The organism is Microcoleus sp. Aus8_D2, from assembly GCF_036702665.1.
Taxonomy (GTDB): domain Bacteria; phylum Cyanobacteriota; class Cyanobacteriia; order Cyanobacteriales; family Microcoleaceae; genus Microcoleus.
Window position 1 is genome coordinate 18247 of sequence record NZ_JAUBUN010000038.1, and the last position, 16353, is coordinate 34599.

A 16353-nucleotide genomic window follows, 5' to 3' on the forward strand; every position below is an offset into this window, starting at 1 on the left:
AGTTAAAGTAGGGTGCGTCAGTAGAGCGTGTTTTCATTGATTATTCAGGAACTGGGAACTGACGCACCCTACAAGTTCGTAGTGAGGACTTCAGTCCTTTCTTTAGCCAATTAGCAGCAAAGACTAAAGTCCTGACTAGCAACCTACTTTATTAGGACTAAAGTCCTCACTACCAACCTGGTTCAAGTAATGGGGTGAAAGTAAAATGCTGCTCCCAACACAATATATGTTGCTAAAAGCAGCACTCCTTCCAGCCAATTCGATCGCCCGTCGAGACTAATTAGATTAGCGATTGTCACTGCGATCGCAACTGCAACCACTTCAAACGGATTAAAATTTAAATCCATCGGCTGATGAATCACGATACCGATAATCACCAACACCGGCGCAACCAGCAAAGCAACTAACAAACTAGAACCCATCGCCACGGAAACTGACAAATCCATATTGTTTTTCATCGCCACTCCCACCGCCGTTACGTATTCCGCCGCGCCGCCCACAATCGGCAACAGAATTACGCCTGTAAACAGCGGTGTCAGTCCCAATCCTTTGGTAGTTTCTTCGACTACGCCCACGAAAATTTCTGATTCAAAAGCAACTGCGACAGTTGAGGCGACTAGCACACCAATCCACAGCCACAAATTCGGTTTGTGTGCAGTAGATTCATCGGTATTTTCAGAATCTTCTAACTCTAGTATGCCGACTTCGTAAAGATAGCTGTGAGTTTTTAAGGAAAATAGCAGGGTTAGTGCGTAAACTGCAATGAGGACGATCGCAGTTATCAACGAAAGATTCTGAATGGCTGCGGGTTCCACTCCATTCGACGTGTAAATTACCATCGTCGGTAGCAGAATCGCAATCACTGCTAGAGTCATGGTGGAACCGTTCACCCGGGCGATAATTGGCTTAAATTCTTGTTCTTTGTAGCGAATTCCTCCCAGCAGCATGGAAAATCCCATAACCAAGAGCAAGTTGCTGATAATTGTGCCGGTGATGCTGGCTTTCACAATGTCAATTAAGCCGGCTTTCAGGGCTACTATGGCAATAATTAATTCCGTAGCATTCCCGAAGACTGCATTTAATAGGCCGCCGATGGAGGGCCCTGTGACGATCGCCACTTCTTCTGTTGCCGTGCTCAACCAAATCGCCAGAGGTATAATGCCTAGGGCGGATGTGATGAAAACTGTGAGGGAACCCCAGTGCAAATACTCGGCGGCGATGGAAATGGGGATGAAAATTAACAGGGCTATGGAAAGAATTTTTTTGATTGACATAGGGACTCGGATGGTGTATTGAAGGTGAGTTCGAGTTGCCAGGGCGATCGCCAAATTGATTTTAGATCAATACGCTTGGGATCAGAAGACCGGGCGGTTGAAACCGCGTCTATACCAACAAAACCCACCTCCCTGGGTTGAAGAATGAGCGGTTGAAATTACGCGCTCTTCGACCGTCGGCCCGAAAGCGGACGAAAGTTTTTATAGACGCGGTTTCAACCGCCGTCTTATCTGTGGCATTATTTGATGGGAGCAAGTGGGATTGTCCTGAATTTAAAGCACTAATTAAACGCAGCCAAAAAGCCATAAAAAGTAAGAATGAATCATCAAAAAAGCAGCAAGGGAGAAGAAATGAAGAAATAAGATTTTTCTCATCTCCCCATCGGACACTCTCCCTTTCTCGCAGCAGCTATTCAACCCAACGCACCCGCACAAAATGAGCTTCGCGTCCCCAGAAGTCGTGACTTACAGAAATATCAACAACGCTCAAATTAAACGGAATAGCAGTTGTTACGTAGCGCTGAGCCAGAGCTCCCACATCGGGAGCTAACTGAGCCGCCGCCGCCGCCGCCGCACCCAAACCCAAAAGTTGCAAAATAGGCCCCTTCGGCAGAGCTAAATTGATGCCGACAGCAAGTCCAGCAGTCAGCAGCATTGCTACCGACAAATTGGTGCCGCAGCGGGGATGTACGGCTAAATCCCACTCTCCGCTAGCAATCCGCTGCAAGGCAGATTCCACTGCATGACGCAACTGTGCAATGTTAACGCGGCCGTAGAGATAAAATCCTTGGTCAGTGGACATCCCGCCCAATAACTGATTATCGGCTCTTGCTGTTGGTGTACCTCCAGATTGACTGAGTACCCAAACCGTAGCGTGTTCCAAAGCATGAACTTGCCGCAAAGTCAAGACTTCTTTCAAACCGGGAACAAAATCGAGTTGTCGCAACAAGTCAGCATCTTGAGTCCGCTGCGGGGCAAAGTCAAAAGGAAATTCGCTGGCGCGCCCGGAAGCAGAAGTAGCAGTTGTCATATCAAAACGCCTCCATTAAATTTGAACTGGAAATTTTAAATTAGCGATCGCGATGAGAACATTAGAAATTATCAGTTACGGGTTTTAAAGAGTTTTGAATTCACCCATTGGCAAGGGCAGGTTTTGTATAAAAATTATTGACGATCGCCCAGAATGCGATCGCCCCTCACCCGCCCTCAATCACCGATCGCATTAATTTCCAGTTTATCGTTCCAGCCGCTGGCCGTCGCGGAACACTCCCGGAAAACGCTTGCCGCGGGTATCAATAATAGTGCCTTTGCCGTGAGGCAATCCCTTCCGCAACTCTCCCTCGTAGCGGATACCGTTAGAAAAGGTACAAGTACCCCTAGCATCAAGTTCTTGACTAAAGAACTGTCCCGAACACCGGGTACCGTCGGCGCGAGTGAACACTCCCGCACCTAAAGGCTTGCCCCCCAAGAATTGACCGACAAAACGATCGCCGTTAGCAAAGATAAATTGCCCCTGTCCTGTTGGCACACCCACTTTTCGATTCAGAGAAAACGCCCCCACATAGCGATCGCCATTAGTAAAAATAGCTGTCCCGGAGCTGATTTTGCCATTTTGGAAGACGCCCTCGACGCGGGCATCGTCCTTAAATATAAATTGTCCTCGACCGTTTGGTTGACCGAGACGGAACTGCCCCTCATAGCGATCGCCACCGGAGTATACATATACCCCGGTGCCGCTGGGCAAACCGTTAACAAAGTCTCCAATGTAGCTATCACCACTGTCGTAATCGCACCTAACTCTACCTGTAGCGATCGCTGGCACACAACGACCGCTGTTAGCTCCTACCCCTACTTGCGCCATTGAAGGCAAGGGATAAGTCACGTAACTAGCGATGCCGATCGCCGAGCCAACTAATAGAGCTATTCCATTGGTTTTAAAAGGGGCAATCATTAACCAAGCTTCTCCTATGCGTTTCTGGATATTATCTTGCTTTGTCGTTTGTCTTTTGTCTGATTTCCTGTCCAAAGTTGCCTTGACAGCTCAATTTATGACGACAGTCCCGGTTTCCCGTTACGGAATACCCCTGGAAAGCGCCTGCCATTAACATCGATCATTGTCCCGACACCATGAGGCAATCCCTTTCGCAATTCTCCTTCATAGCGCGTGCCGTTAGGAAAATTGCAGGTGACACTAGCGTCAAGTTCTAGATTGAAAAACGTACCAGAGCAGCTAGTGCCGTTTTTGCGTACTAATACCCCAGGCCCAAAGGGCGAGCCTGCAAAGAATTGTCCTTCGTAGCGATCGCCGTTAGAGTAAAAAAACTGACCCCGCCCAGAAGGTTGGCTGCTAACGACTTTAGTCGTCACGTTGACGACAACTGCGAAATCTCCAACGTAGCGCTCGCCGTTGGCAAAAACCACTGTCCCCGATCTCATAGTGCCGTCTTGGAACACGCCTGTGTAGCGGGCATCATCTTTAAAAATGAATGTTCCTCTACCATTTGGCACTCCATTCCGAAACTGTCCTTCGTAGCGATCGCCATTAGCGTATACATAAAGTCCCGTGCCGTCGGGGAGACCATTCACGAAGTCTCCCTCGTAGTTGTCTGCCCCCTCATAATTACATTTCACTCTCCCTGTAGGAGGGTTGCCTTGGCAGAAGGGGGGGCGTTTGCCTTCTTCTTTTTTTGCTTCCTCTTTTTTGGCTTCGTCTTTTGGTTGAGCCATTGACGGCTGGGGATTGAACAGATTAGCGATGCCTCCGATACAAGAAGCAACTAAGATCGCCATCCCTAATTTTTGAATTGAACCGAGCATGGGAAATCTCCTTTGACTTCAAAATAGTAGTAATAGAGATTTTAGAGAAGCTAATAGTTGCTGAAATATCTGGTATTTTTTAATCCCTAAGGGTAATTTTTCAGCAGCGCTAACTCTATATTAAGTTTACTTTCAAACTTTGATATCAGACCTAGATACAAAAAGGCAAAAATTAGAGTTTTTGCCTTTAGCATTTTTCCGGCTCGATCGTCAATTTTTAGCGCCCGTCGCTCTATTAGGATTTTGCAGACCGCTAATCACTGCATTGGCGGGTTTTCGATCGGGACTTGGGGGTTTTTGCCCAACTGATTTGGCTACCTCAACGCCGTTTTCCTCCAGAATCACGATCGGATCTGCTCCTGACTTAATATCAACCCGCTTCACCAAAACTTGCCCGTTAGACAGTCGCTGTCCTACTTTGACATATCGACTGGTTGGTTCAGTCGGTACTCTGACAATCACTTGGGTCTCGTTCCCAACTTTTACCACCCCGCTGACTTCGGTACCTGTAGCGAGGTCGGTAGAAGGCGGTGGCTGCGGTGCAGGAACTTCCTTGACCGGCGGCGGATTGGGGTCTACCCACTGGGGCGGGCGCTTATCTACTGGTAATGGTGGCAGATTCGGCACTCCTAGGGGTCTAGCGGCAATTGGCTGGGGCGGGCGATCGGGTGCTGGACGGCGGGGATTCGTAGCGGTACGTGGATTCGTATCGGTACGCGGATTCGTAGCGGTACGTGGATTCGTATCGGAAGTTGTTGATGGAGTTGGACGACGGCCCAAGTTCGGAGCATTCAGCCCCGGAACTTGGCGCGGCGAGCTAATTTGCGTGCCATCGCCGGACGGCAGGCCAGGCTGTCCGGGGCGACGGCCCAAGTTCGGAGCATTCAGCCCCGGAACTTGCCGTGGCGAGCTAATTTGCGTGCCATCGCCGGACGGCAGGCCAGGCTGTCCGGGGCGACGGCCCAAATTCGGAGCATTCAGCCCCGGAACTTGGCGCGGCGAGCCTACTTGCGAGCCATCGCCGGACGGCAGGCCTGGCTGTCCGGGGCGACTGCCCAAGTTCGGAGCATTCAGCCCCGGAACTTGGCGCGGCGAGCCTACTTGCGTGCCTTCACCGGACGGCAGGCCTGGCTGTCCGGGGCGACTGCCCAAGTTCGGAGCATTCAGCCCCGGAACTTGGCGCGGCGAGCCTACTTGCGCGCCTTGGCCGGACGGCAGAGAAGTATCTCCTAATGGTCTGGCGGCTATTAGCGGATTTCTCGCGGGGCGGAGTCCTACTGGCGCGGGGTTTAGCCCTGGTAGTTCTGGCAACGAGGCCACTTTCCGACCCAGGGCCTTCTCGCCTGCGGGCTGAGGATTTGTCGGGGTTTCGGATAAAACTGGCAGAATAGGCGCTTTGGCTATGGTTCGCGCCTCATAGTCTTGATCGCGCAGGGCTGCATCAAGTCTCTTCTGGCCCTGCCGCCAAACTGCTTGCAGCAAATTTACTCGCGTCACGCAGGAAATTGCCCCCCTTTTTTCTGTCACCGGTCGATATATCTCAATTGCCTCTGCAATTGCCGGGACGATGGAACACCGGAGAGCATCAGGAGGTGATTTGTCTCCGTAAAGGCCCCACAACCTTGAGGCTGTCACATATTCATCCAGAGTTTTTTCTATTCTTCGGAAAAATGGCCGATTAGTTAGGAGTAACTCTCGTCTGGTAACACCAAAATTTTTGTTTGCGTATGATCCGTAAAGAGTTTCGACTAATCTACTCACATCCGAACCGTACTCAGAATATTGTGTGGTGTCATCCAGCAGAGCCTGAAGCGTCCTGAACTCGCTGAGAACGCCTTTTGCTGTCGGGCTGAGATTGATTTCGGGAGCGGCAGGGCCTTTGAGCTTAGTTCCTCCAATTTGGACTGGGCGGGATAGCTCTGGCAGTGTAGGGATCGCGGCAACCAGTCGCTTTGGCAGTTTGGGCAACGGATTGGCTGTCATCGGCCCTGCTGCGACTTCGGCAGCTCCGGCTGGGTTTTGAACTGCGATCGGGGGCAGGGCCCCAAAGGGGTCTTGTAGACCGGTATTGGCTGGTGTCAAGGGGCCTTGGGATAGGGGCTGACCGGGCGCGGGTGTCTTTTTGGGCTGGTTCTTGTTGTCGCCGATGCCTGTTTCAGCCTGTCTTGCGCGTTCCTCTGGGTTGGTCGATCGAATTAACCCTGGTGGCTGGGCCGCGACGATTGGAGATGAGAAAGTCTGAGCTCCTGGGGTGGGGCTGCCGGAGGCTGCCGGAGACGGAGAAGCTGCGCTGGGACTAGGACTGGGGCTGGCCGTGTTGCTACCCCCGTCGCCGCAGCCTCCGATCGAGAAAGCCAGTAGTCCTATAGTCGCAAAATATAAAAGTTTGTGCATTGCCGATCGCCCCCAAATGCTTAATTTCCAGACCTTCAATCAGGCTCTACAATTAAAGCCTGTTGTCGTTTTAAGTTTATCTGTTCGATGTTATGCGATCGCTTGAAAATTGCCAAGTTGATCTTGACGATCTGACGATCTGATGTGGGAGCGGGCGCTGGGTTTTCGCGACCAGCTTAGGATATCAATGGCGATCGCTTTTGGACAGTTTCGCTCGGGCCCGTCCAATCAAAGTGTCCAACAGGCGATCGGCACTTTGATTGCTCAGCGGATGGCTGCTGCACGGGGAGTGAGGGCCGTGCGTACCGATCGAACGGGGATCGCTGGCGCTAGCGTTGTCGAATTCCCGATCGGCCTGGTGCGATCGATTCGGGTGGGGGTGCTGCGATCCAAAATGTCGAAGTGGCGAGATCCAAACAAATGGAAATTAGTCCGATCGATCGCAATTTCTTTGGCAATTACGATGTCAAAATCAAAAAAGATGTTGTATAATTTTATGTTCGCTGACAGTGAGCCGAATCGGAAACCAATTTTTGTTCAACTCCTCTAAAGTTGTGCGCAGCCCCGTCAAGGCTGTTTAATTGATTTTTTGATGCAAGCAAAACGCAGCCAAGTGTGGTATTCTTTTGAGTGTTAAAAAAGCCACCGACCATTGAACTATTCGTAAAAATCGGGGCGCCAAAGCACGGTCGCTGTTGGTGAGATCGGGTAACAGTCTCGGACTGTGGCTTCACAGTTCAAGGCAAGGCAATCAATTAAACAATTCGCCGATCGGGTCTAAATTAGTTCCCAAAATGCTGCGGCTGAGGGAATTTGGGTTGGCGTTGTTGGGCAGGAGCGTCAAAAATATGTAAACTGATCGGCGGAAGATGTTCCGCAAAATCGGAAATGACGATCGAGAAATTAATTATTCTAAATAAGGTATTCGCATGGCACAAACGTCTGTATCTCCTGTAGTGCTGATTATTCTAGACGGCTGGGGTTATCGTGAAGCAAAAGACGGAAATGCGATCGCCTTGGCAAAAACACCCGTGATGGACAGTCTCTGGGCCGCTTATCCCAGAACTCTGATTAACACATCGGGCCGGGCGGTAGGGCTTCCAGACGGACAAATGGGCAACTCGGAAGTGGGTCACTTGAATCTGGGCGCGGGCCGCGTGGTTCCTCAAGAGTTGGTGCGAATCTCCGATGCTGTCGAAGACGGTTCTTTGCTCGACAACCGGGCGCTGGTTCAGCTTTGCTCCGAAGTGCGCAGTCGGGGCGGCAAGTTGCACCTGACTGGTCTTTGTTCCGAGGGCGGGGTACACTCGCATCTGAGTCACATTTTGGGTTTGCTAAAGCTAGCAAAGGCACAGGGAATTGCTGAGGTTTGCATTCACGCGATTACAGACGGCCGCGATACTACTCCGAAAGAGGGTGTGCAAGCTTTAGGCCAGATTGAAGATTATATCAAACAGGTAGGAGTCGGTCGGATTGCTACTATCAGCGGTCGCTATTACGCGATGGACAGGGACAAACGCTGGGATCGGGTGCGGCGCGCCTATGAGGTGATGACGATTGAGGGAGCGCCTGACGGTCGATCGGCAGTTGATGTGTTGCAGGCCTCCTATGCGGTCGGAGTGACCGACGAGTTTGCAATTCCGACTCGCATTGCCCCGGGAGCGGTGGCATCCGGGGATGGGATGATTTTCTTCAATTTTCGCCCAGACAGGGCTAGAGAATTGACTCAGGCCTTTGTAGCGCCAGATTTTAAGGGCTTTGAACGGCCGTTAATTGAGCCGCTGACTTTTGCCAGTTTTACTCAGTACGACCCCAAACTGTCGTCGGTACTGGTGGCTTTTGAACCCCAGAATTTGAACAATATTCTGGGTGAGGTGATTTCTAACCACGGTTTGCGACAGTTGCGGACAGCGGAAACTGAAAAGTACGCTCACGTGACTTATTTTTTTAATGGGGGTCTGGAAGAGCCTTATGAGGGGGAAGACCGCGAGTTGGTGCAGAGCCCGATGGTGGCGACTTACGATGAGGCGCCGGAGATGTCGGCGGCTGAGGTGACGGATGTGGCGCTGGAGGCTTTGTCCAAGCGGATTTATTCGTTTGTGGTGCTTAACTACGCTAACCCCGACATGGTTGGTCATACGGGGATGGTGGATGCGACGATAATTGCTATACAAACTGTGGATAAATGTTTGGGGCGGCTGTTGACCGGGATTTCCAAAGCTGGGGGAACCGCAATTATTATTGCTGACCACGGAAATGCTGAGTTGATGTTCGATGAGGATGGGAATCCTTGGACGGCTCACACTACTAACCCAGTGCCGTTTATTTTAATTGAAGGCGAAGGTCTGAAGATTCCGGGTCACGGAGGGGATGTTGCTCTGAGGGCGGACGGTTGTTTGGCCGATGTGGCGCCGACGATTTTGGAGCTGTTGAGGTTGCCTCAGCCCCCGGAGATGACCGGAAAGTCTATGATTGAGCCGGCTGAATTTGAAGTTCGCGCTAATCGCACTCCGGTGCGGGTGCGGCTTTAGCAAGTCCGGGCTACAGGTAGGGACTTAGGCGCCGTGTTGATTGATGTGAACTAAAATGTAGTGCCAGACTGCTGACTGACGGTTAAGGCCAGATCCCCCCTAGCCCCCCTTAACAAGGGGGGGACAAGAAATGGCTCGAAGTCCCCCTTTGTAAGGGGGATTTAGGGGGATCGAGGCTGGGCTGCGAGGGACAAGAATAAGCGTCAAAGTCCCCCTTATTAAGGGGGATTTAGGGGGATCGGGCCTCGGCTGCGAACGAGAGATACAAAGGTTTTTAAGCGATTGTTGGCTCTTGTGGGCAGTGCTGTGTCCCTAACTGAAGTTGTGTGCGATCGACCAAATTTGATATGATGATGAATTACCGATTACTAATTACCAATTACCCAGAATTATGAATATTGTTTCTGTGTTACAAGTTATCTGGTCTTTGTCTGCTTTAGGACTTGTGGTTTTTGTGTTGCTGCACAGTCCTAAAGGCGATGGCATTGGAGGGATTGGCGGACAAGCTCAATTGTTTACGAGCGCCAAGAGTGCGGAAACAACTCTCAACCGGATTACTTGGGGTCTGTCTATTGTGTTTATGGGTTTGACTATTATTTTGAGTGCTGGTTGGTTGACTCCTAAGTTGTAAGATTAGAATTTTTAACCGCAGATGTAGGCAGATGAACGGAGATGAACGCAGATGAAGTTGATATAATCTGAATTTATCTGCGTTTGTTTTTGTGTATCTGCGGTCAGAGAAATGCGGTTGTGGAAATTTACGCTCAAAGCTCGATTGCTGGTCGGTTTGAGATTGGCTTTGTGTTGTTTTAGCCTGATAATTTTTACTCAGGTTAATGCTCCTGCTGCGAGTCTTTCTGTTGCTCCTCTCCCGAATGCTTGGCCTTCTCCACAGGTTCACCCTTTACCGCCAACGCTGGCTAATTGGCAAGATGCGACTAATAGTGGCGATTATTTCGATCGGGTTAAACAGCCGAATGTCGGTCATTTACTGTGGTCGAAGTTCCCGATTCAGGTGTATGTGGAGCGTCCGGTTGATGCGAATAAGTCGGAAGAATGGATAGCAGCGGTGTTGGGTGTTGTGCGGGAATGGGGGGTTTATTTGCCTTTGCAAGTCGTGGATAGTTCCGAGGCGGCTGATATTAGAATTTTATGTCAGGCTCCGCCTTTGCGTCAAGGGCTTTGGCGATCGCGCTCCGGGGAATCCACCTATGAGTTGTACAATCGTCGGGATGGGGAGAAAACTGTTTTATCTCATCGGTTTGCGGTTTATTTAAATCCGAATCAAGTGGGTAAGTATGTTCCGGCGACGGCGCGGCACGAGTTGGGTCACGCTTTGGGAATTTGGGGTCACAGTTTGCTGGAAACTGATGTGCTTTATTTTTCTCAGGTGCGGAATCCGCCACCTATTTCTGCGAGGGATGTTAATACTTTGAAGCGGGTTTACGAACAGCCGACTCGCTTGGGGTGGGAATTGTAATTTTGGGTTGTAATATTAACTCTGCGGTCAAAAACACAATCAAATAGGTTCGTAGTGAGGACTTCAGTCCGCATCAAAATCAGAGGACTGAAGTCCTCACTACGAACCTTATAAAGAACACGATGATTAATAGGAAACCGGATCAAGATGAAAGATGAATGTTTTGGGATTGTGCCGATTTTTGGGAAGGGTTCTGATAGTTTGTTTTTGTTGATTCAACATCAAGCCGGACATTGGGCGTTTCCGAAAGGTCACGCGAATCCGGGGGAATCTCCAGCGGAAACGGCTAGGCGAGAATTTGCGGAGGAAACTGGCATATGTGATTTTAAAATGCTGGATGAGCCGAGTTTTACGGAACATTATTCCTTTGTTAAGGATGGGGAGCCGATTGAAAAGACTGTGACTTATTTTTTAGGCTTTGTCAATTCAAGAGATGTGGTTTTGCAAGTTGAGGAAGTTCAAAATTCTGCTTGGGTTTCTGCTGAGGAAGCTGTTAAGTTGATTACTTTTGATGCTAACCGCCTGATGTTCGGGGAGATTCGGGCGTATTTGGACGGTAGGAAGGAAATATAAGAGAAAGATAATATTAGCAATCAATTTTTTATGCGGACTGAAGTCCTCACTACGAACCTATTTTCTGGAGTTGGTAGTGAGGACTTTAGTTCTAGTCATGAAAGATGCGGACTGAAGTCCTCACTACGAACCTATTTTATTTGATTTTATTTGTCATTGAAAAACCCGGTAACTTTTGTGATACCGGGTTTTTTTAGTGTCAGATTTTATTGGCTAATCGTGCCGCGAATCTGAGGTTATTTGTTGATTTTCTGGGCTTTGGCGTGATGTTCCAGGCGAGCGAAAACGTTGTAGGCGTCGGGGCCCGGATTATCGTGTTCCATCGCGCCGTCAATGGGGCCGTCGATGGCTTTCCAAGCTGGAATTCCGCCTTTTAGTTCGGCTACTTTTCTAAACCCTGCTGCGCGGAGAAGGTTGGCGGCTTCTGCCGTTTGTTCGTCGCTTTCACCGTAAATGTAGATGTCGCGCTCGGGCTCTAGGCTGGATTTTGCTCGCTCTACTAATTCATCCATTGGCATTGGTACGGCGCCGGTAATGCGACTTTTGTCGAAGCTTTCAAAATCGCGGGCGTCGATGATTGTGAGTCCGGGTTCGCCCCAATCTAAGCGGGCTTTGAGGTCGTGGCTGGATACTTGGGCTTTTAAACCGGGAGGGGTGGGAGTGAAATCTGGCAGTTTTTCTTTGATGTCTGCAATTTGGTCGGGAATAGTTTTCATGGGTAAAATTCTGTTCAATGCTTTGATTGCAATGTAACAAGATGTTTCGGTTGAATTCGTCTTTCTAAAGGCTGAATTGGGCATTGAACTAAAGTCGCAGTTAAGTTGAATTGCTGGTGGTTGGCTGCGGTTGGGATCGCTATATTTGTTGAGGTTGCTAAGTTGTAAGTGGCGTTGATTCGGATTGTTTTGATTGAAATGTACGATCGCTCTTATTGACTGTGGATATTTTGAAGTGCGATCGATCGTCCAACCAGTTATTGTATCAAATAATCAAATTTTAGTCAATGCCAATTATTTTTAAATGAAATTTGCATGGGTTGTGATCCGCCTCGCGCGCTATTTTGCTCAGAAGTTGAGATGTTTTTTAGCAAAATTTCTGGTAAAATTTGATACTAACAATAGGGATTTAAAGGTATACATATGTCTGAGCAAAATGAAATTGCTGTGTCTAAAACTTTGACGCCCCAAGAGCAAGCGGTTTGGGATGCGAAGGCGAAAGTTCGGGTATTGCTGAATTTGTGGGATTTGGGAGGCGGTCAGATTCCGGTTAAAAAGGGGGATTTGACTAAGCGGATTGTGCGCACTAATGAGACGAGTCAGAGGTATCTGGAAGTGCTCGCGCAGTTGCAGGAATCTGGGGCGATTGAGTATTCGCTGGTAAATCGGGTGACGCGGGTGGAGTTGAGCGCGAAGGGGAAAGAGGTTTTAACGCAGGGCTTGAAAAGTAGTGATTCTCTGTTTGAGTTTGATGGTTCTCAAATCGGTACTCGGCTGGGAAATTCTTTGCTCAAGTGGATTCGGCATCAGGATGGTGCGGCGAGTGTGGCTGTGGAGACGGGGAAGAAGGATGCAGGGGCGATCGTATCATACAACGATTTTAAGGCTTTGGCGATCGATGTGTACGATCGGCTGAACCAAGATTACAACTTTGACGATTTGGTACCGATTTATCGGATGCGGCGGGAAATTGGGGAAAAAGTCAGCCGTTCTCAGTTTAACGAATGGCTGTTGGAAATGCAGGCTAATGACATTTTTCAACTTCAGGGTGGAAGCGTCGAAGATAGCGCCGCAGACAAAATTCAAGATTCCATTACTACTGAAGTGGGCGGATTGCGCTGCTATGCCAAGCGTCTGAAACCCTAAACTTTTTTCGCTTCTCACTCCTCATTTTGTTAGCATAACTAGGAATATGACTACATCTAGTATTGACGAACTCATTAGAACTCACAACCCATTTGCAGGACATACTGTGGTAAGACCACAGCAAATCTGGGGCAAGAGTTTTCCTGATGTTCCCTCAATCAATGCTCACGCTTCTAATGCAATTTTTCAGGCAGTTGCACAAGTGCGGCAAGGGCAGCGTCAAACTGTGGGCATCACTATCACAGCAGAAAAGGGACTAGGGAAAAGCCAAATCATCAGTCGAATTCGGCACGGCTTACAGGCAGATGGCACTGCTTTGTTTGTCTATATGGGTAAGTATGACAACTTAAATCAGATTAAGTATCAATTTATCCAAAATGTAGCCTCTAGCCTTAGAGCATCTGGGAGTTGCCAAGGGGTGATGCAGTGGCAAGAACTGGCAGCAGCTTTAATTAACGAAGCTAAGAATTTCAGCTACACCCCTCAGCAATATATCCGTATGTTGTTCCCATCTTGGTTGGAAAAATACCCAAATGAATTAGTCGAGCGCTTGACTGATAGTGTTATTAAAATTAAGCCGGAAATTAATAACCCTTATCTAGTGAAAGCTATTTTGTGGACACTTTCTTCTAGCCACGCTATCTATGCTACTCACTGGCTTTCTGGATTGGAATTGACAGATACACGTTCTGAGGAAATGGGGCTACCCAATTCTAAAAGAGAGGACAAAGAAGCAGAAGCATTAACCACTGTTCGCCAAATTCTCGACATACTGAGCGATTACAGAGTGCCAGTAATATGTTTTGATGAACTAGACAATGCTGATGCCGATGACAATGGTTTTACAGCAGCACAGATTGTTGCTAGCTTGGCTAAGGATTTATACAATAACCTCAAACGCGGTGTGTTGCTGTTAGCTATGTATCCTGAAACTTGGAGAGACCAAGTTAAGGTTTTACCACAAGCTGAGGCAGTAATCGATCGGCTTGGCGGGAAACCTATCGAACTGAACTATCTCAACTCGGATGATGTGGTAGTGATTGTTTCTTATTGGTTGAAAGAGTTTTATCAGGAACATCAACAAACTTCTCCATCACCTCTCTATCCATTTGATGAAAATAAACTCAAAGAATTTGGGAAGCAAAGACCTACTGTAAGGGCTGTATTGAACTGGTGTGCAGAGCATTTTGTTGTGCCTGAAGATATCTCGCCAACGCCAACGCAAACACCACCACCGCCACCACCGCAGCATCCGGTTGAACCTGCCTTTAAGAATGAGTTGGCAGGTGTTGAGGAATCTCTAGATAATTATCTAGAAGATAATGATGCAATTGGTAACGCTCTTCGGCTTGGGTTTTCCAGCTTAGTCGGAGATACAGTAGAGGAAGTTAAAATCGATAAGGTTGAAGTAATTAAAGGCAAAAAATGCTACCTAGACTTCAAAATTATTGGCATAGAAGATGGAAAAATAGTCAAAATAGGGGTAGCTATTGTTCAGCAGTCTGGTGGAACAGGCGTACAGGCTATATTAGGTCAACTGATTGATTACAAAAAATTTGATTTAACTCGTGGTTGTCTAGTTCGCTCTAAAAAAATCAGTCCAAATGCTACCAAAGCTAGAGAATCTGTCAGGACACTGCTGAATGAGAAAGGGGGAGAATGGGTGCTGTTACGAGGTGAAGATATCAAGCCTCTTTTGGCTATTCAATTTGTATTAGATAACCGTGAAAGTTACAACTTGAGTGAAGCGGAGATTATGGATTTTATCCAGCAGAACCAACTAGCCATTAATAACCCTCTAATCAGAGAGATTTTGAGCGATCCTTCGGGTCAGGAACCGGAAAATTTGATGGATGAAGATATGCCCGTCAGCATTCCTCAAAGTGTGCTTGACTCAGCTAATCAAGTCAACTTAGGAATTTAGCTAACTAAAAAATGAGCCAGCTAGTTTCACTTTCAACAGCATTGTGTCTTCCCATACCTGAAATTGAAGCCTTAATCAAAGGGCAAACAATCGCAGCTATGCCTCGGATGTTCCTCAATCCTGGCAGGCAATTTGCTCTGTATCCTGCTAACTCTTCTACAATCCTACTTTCAGTTGAGCGATACTACCGCTTAAATTTATTTTCTATTGGTGAAAATTCTCGGATTCACTTGGACACTGAGACTGTAGCGATTAAAGCTTGGGCTAGGTGCGAATTCTGCCAAGTCGTAGATGAGACTGAACCGTTAGATGTTTTGTCACCGTTAACAGTATGGACAAAAGAAGGATTGCAGGAGACACTGGGGTTGTGGCAGAATATCTTTCTGGCTTACTTGCGTGTCTATCATCTACCTCAACCGCTGGAGGTGTCAGCGAATCCAAACAGTCAGGATAAGATAGGTAAATTTGTAGGTTTACCTCGTTTTGTTGTGACTGATGCTTCACCAGTGTTGAGTAATACTACTTTTCCCCAACGGCGTTACCAGCTAGAAAATAGACTGCCACCTCCTCATCCAGAATTGGAAGAGTTGCAAAGTGCGATCGCCCTTTTGTGCACCACCAACCCAAAAGCCAAACAACTAAACGCAGAACTCAAAATGTTTCTTGGTTGGTCGGAAAAATCACCAGCAACACAACCCGATCCAGATTTAGGTTGGATCGAAACAATTTCACAAACCGGCAACTCTAGCGACGGTAATGGCTTTGAAAAATTAGTCCGCAAAAGTTTGATCGAGCTAGGTTTCGGAAATTCTAACCACAAAGCAGAGGCCAGTCTCGATCCTGAATCAACCGGGGGCGCTGGCGGATTAGATTTCTACTGTGAAACTCCCTATCAGGTAGTAGGAGAATGCAAAGCTACCAAAAGTGAAACTGTAGCTGATGGAACGCCAGCGCAACTTATCAAGTTAGGACACAAGCATCTTCAGCAACAATACAACTGCTGTATTAAGATAATTATGGCCGCCGGTCAGTTAAACAGACACGCTAACAAAACTGCTATCGGAAACCAGATGAATGTCATTCGCCCTGAAACATTGCAAAGACTTGTTGAACTGAAAGCTAAATATCCAGGTTCGATTAATTTATTAGACCTAAAACCTTGTTTAGAGCAAAAGCCGTTTGGCGAAGATGCTGATGTTAAAGTTAAGGATTATATTGACCGAGTTTGGAACAATCTTAAAGTGCGATCGCAAATCGTGCAAGCAGTCAAACAACTTTGCGAGCCCGATAGCGAGTTTCCAACGGTTGTGGAGATTAAAGTTCAATACAATGCTAAATTTGCCACTGATTCTAAGCTAACATACCAATCAGTAAGCGATTTGACGATAGAACTTTCTTCACCGCTGACAGGTTACTTAGGGCGAGAAAAGGGAAATGATGCGGAGGGCGATCGCTTTTATTTCCTCCGCGACTTGCCATTAGATGATTGAGATACGCG

The 16353-nt window shown here is 48.1% G+C and carries 14 protein-coding genes; 8 read left to right on the forward strand and 6 right to left on the reverse strand.

Features of this window, described 5'->3' with window-relative positions:
- Nucleotides 1-182: 182 nt before the first annotated feature.
- From cax to QUB64_RS24500, 5 genes are all read right to left on the reverse strand, one after another.
- Nucleotides 183-1274, reverse strand: coding sequence for a calcium/proton exchanger (gene cax / locus QUB64_RS24480; RefSeq protein WP_333277319.1), 1092 nt, complete (start codon nucleotides 1272-1274; stop codon nucleotides 183-185).
- Between the two features lie 409 nt (nucleotides 1275-1683).
- The gene (locus QUB64_RS24485; RefSeq protein WP_333277317.1) at nucleotides 1684-2304 is read right to left on the reverse strand and encodes a DUF6391 domain-containing protein; all 621 of its coding nucleotides are present in this window, start codon (nucleotides 2302-2304) and stop codon (nucleotides 1684-1686) included.
- A gap of 204 nt (nucleotides 2305-2508) precedes the next feature.
- Nucleotides 2509-3225 carry an MORN repeat-containing protein gene (locus QUB64_RS24490; protein WP_333277314.1) on the reverse strand — a complete coding sequence of 239 codons (717 nt, stop codon included), beginning with the start codon at nucleotides 3223-3225 and terminating at the stop codon, nucleotides 2509-2511.
- A gap of 95 nt (nucleotides 3226-3320) precedes the next feature.
- Nucleotides 3321-4091, reverse strand: a complete 771-nt coding sequence (locus QUB64_RS24495; protein ID WP_333277312.1) for an MORN repeat-containing protein — start codon at nucleotides 4089-4091, stop codon at nucleotides 3321-3323.
- Between the two features lie 210 nt (nucleotides 4092-4301).
- Entirely contained in the window at nucleotides 4302-6485 is a 2184-nt protein-coding gene (locus tag QUB64_RS24500; RefSeq protein ID WP_333343430.1) for a hypothetical protein, read from the reverse strand.
- Nucleotides 6486-6672: 187 nt separating this feature from the next.
- Between QUB64_RS24500 and QUB64_RS24505 the strand changes: the two genes are divergently transcribed.
- The 5 genes from QUB64_RS24505 to QUB64_RS24525 all read left to right on the forward strand — a co-directional run bounded on the left by QUB64_RS24505 (nucleotide 6673) and on the right by QUB64_RS24525 (nucleotide 11069).
- Nucleotides 6673-7035, forward strand: a complete 363-nt coding sequence (locus QUB64_RS24505) for a hypothetical protein (RefSeq protein WP_333277308.1) — start codon at nucleotides 6673-6675, stop codon at nucleotides 7033-7035.
- A 379-nt stretch (nucleotides 7036-7414) separates the two neighbouring features.
- Nucleotides 7415-9016, forward strand: coding sequence for a 2,3-bisphosphoglycerate-independent phosphoglycerate mutase (gene gpmI, locus QUB64_RS24510; RefSeq protein WP_333277306.1), 1602 nt, complete (start codon nucleotides 7415-7417; stop codon nucleotides 9014-9016).
- A 391-nt stretch (nucleotides 9017-9407) separates the two neighbouring features.
- Entirely contained in the window at nucleotides 9408-9647 is a 240-nt protein-coding gene (gene secG, locus QUB64_RS24515; protein WP_293155559.1) for a preprotein translocase subunit SecG, read from the forward strand.
- A 111-nt stretch (nucleotides 9648-9758) separates the two neighbouring features.
- Nucleotides 9759-10496 carry a peptidase gene (locus QUB64_RS24520; protein ID WP_333277302.1) on the forward strand — a complete coding sequence of 246 codons (738 nt, stop codon included), beginning with the start codon at nucleotides 9759-9761 and terminating at the stop codon, nucleotides 10494-10496.
- 147 nt (nucleotides 10497-10643) lie between these two features.
- Nucleotides 10644-11069: a bis(5'-nucleosyl)-tetraphosphatase gene (locus tag QUB64_RS24525; RefSeq protein ID WP_333277300.1), complete on the forward strand. Its 426-nt coding sequence runs from the start codon at nucleotides 10644-10646 to the stop codon at nucleotides 11067-11069.
- 236 nt (nucleotides 11070-11305) lie between these two features.
- Here QUB64_RS24525 and QUB64_RS24530 read toward each other — a convergent pair whose 3' ends face one another.
- Nucleotides 11306-11785 carry a rhodanese-like domain-containing protein gene (locus QUB64_RS24530; RefSeq protein WP_333277298.1) on the reverse strand — a complete coding sequence of 160 codons (480 nt, stop codon included), beginning with the start codon at nucleotides 11783-11785 and terminating at the stop codon, nucleotides 11306-11308.
- A 423-nt stretch (nucleotides 11786-12208) separates the two neighbouring features.
- Between QUB64_RS24530 and QUB64_RS24535 the strand changes: the two genes are divergently transcribed.
- From QUB64_RS24535 to QUB64_RS24545, 3 genes are read left to right on the forward strand one after another with little or no spacing between them, the layout of a single operon-like run.
- The gene (locus QUB64_RS24535) at nucleotides 12209-12931 is read left to right on the forward strand and encodes a hypothetical protein (RefSeq protein ID WP_333277296.1); all 723 of its coding nucleotides are present in this window, start codon (nucleotides 12209-12211) and stop codon (nucleotides 12929-12931) included.
- Nucleotides 12932-12977: 46 nt separating this feature from the next.
- Nucleotides 12978-14855 carry a hypothetical protein gene (locus tag QUB64_RS24540; protein ID WP_333277294.1) on the forward strand — a complete coding sequence of 626 codons (1878 nt, stop codon included), beginning with the start codon at nucleotides 12978-12980 and terminating at the stop codon, nucleotides 14853-14855.
- An 11-nt stretch (nucleotides 14856-14866) separates the two neighbouring features.
- Nucleotides 14867-16345: a DUF1802 family protein gene (locus tag QUB64_RS24545; protein WP_333277292.1), complete on the forward strand. Its 1479-nt coding sequence runs from the start codon at nucleotides 14867-14869 to the stop codon at nucleotides 16343-16345.
- Nucleotides 16346-16353: the final 8 nt, after the last annotated feature.

Bases quoted from the DNA above. Each gene is read 5' to 3' on its own strand.
- cax (WP_333277319.1), bottom strand. From the start codon at position 1,274: ATGTCAATCAAAAAAATTCTTTCCATAGCCCTGTTAATTTTCATCCCC.
- QUB64_RS24485 (WP_333277317.1), bottom strand. From the start codon at position 2,304: ATGACAACTGCTACTTCTGCTTCCGGGCGCGCCAGCGAATTTCCTTTT.
- QUB64_RS24490 (WP_333277314.1), bottom strand. From the start codon at position 3,225: ATGATTGCCCCTTTTAAAACCAATGGAATAGCTCTATTAGTTGGCTCG.
- QUB64_RS24495 (WP_333277312.1), bottom strand. From the start codon at position 4,091: ATGCTCGGTTCAATTCAAAAATTAGGGATGGCGATCTTAGTTGCTTCT.
- QUB64_RS24500 (WP_333343430.1), bottom strand. From the start codon at position 6,485: ATGCACAAACTTTTATATTTTGCGACTATAGGACTACTGGCTTTCTCG.
- QUB64_RS24505 (WP_333277308.1), top strand. From the start codon at position 6,673: ATGGCGATCGCTTTTGGACAGTTTCGCTCGGGCCCGTCCAATCAAAGT.
- gpmI (WP_333277306.1), top strand. From the start codon at position 7,415: ATGGCACAAACGTCTGTATCTCCTGTAGTGCTGATTATTCTAGACGGC.
- secG (WP_293155559.1), top strand. From the start codon at position 9,408: ATGAATATTGTTTCTGTGTTACAAGTTATCTGGTCTTTGTCTGCTTTA.
- QUB64_RS24520 (WP_333277302.1), top strand. From the start codon at position 9,759: ATGCGGTTGTGGAAATTTACGCTCAAAGCTCGATTGCTGGTCGGTTTG.
- QUB64_RS24525 (WP_333277300.1), top strand. From the start codon at position 10,644: ATGAAAGATGAATGTTTTGGGATTGTGCCGATTTTTGGGAAGGGTTCT.
- QUB64_RS24530 (WP_333277298.1), bottom strand. From the start codon at position 11,785: ATGAAAACTATTCCCGACCAAATTGCAGACATCAAAGAAAAACTGCCA.
- QUB64_RS24535 (WP_333277296.1), top strand. From the start codon at position 12,209: ATGTCTGAGCAAAATGAAATTGCTGTGTCTAAAACTTTGACGCCCCAA.
- QUB64_RS24540 (WP_333277294.1), top strand. From the start codon at position 12,978: ATGACTACATCTAGTATTGACGAACTCATTAGAACTCACAACCCATTT.
- QUB64_RS24545 (WP_333277292.1), top strand. From the start codon at position 14,867: ATGAGCCAGCTAGTTTCACTTTCAACAGCATTGTGTCTTCCCATACCT.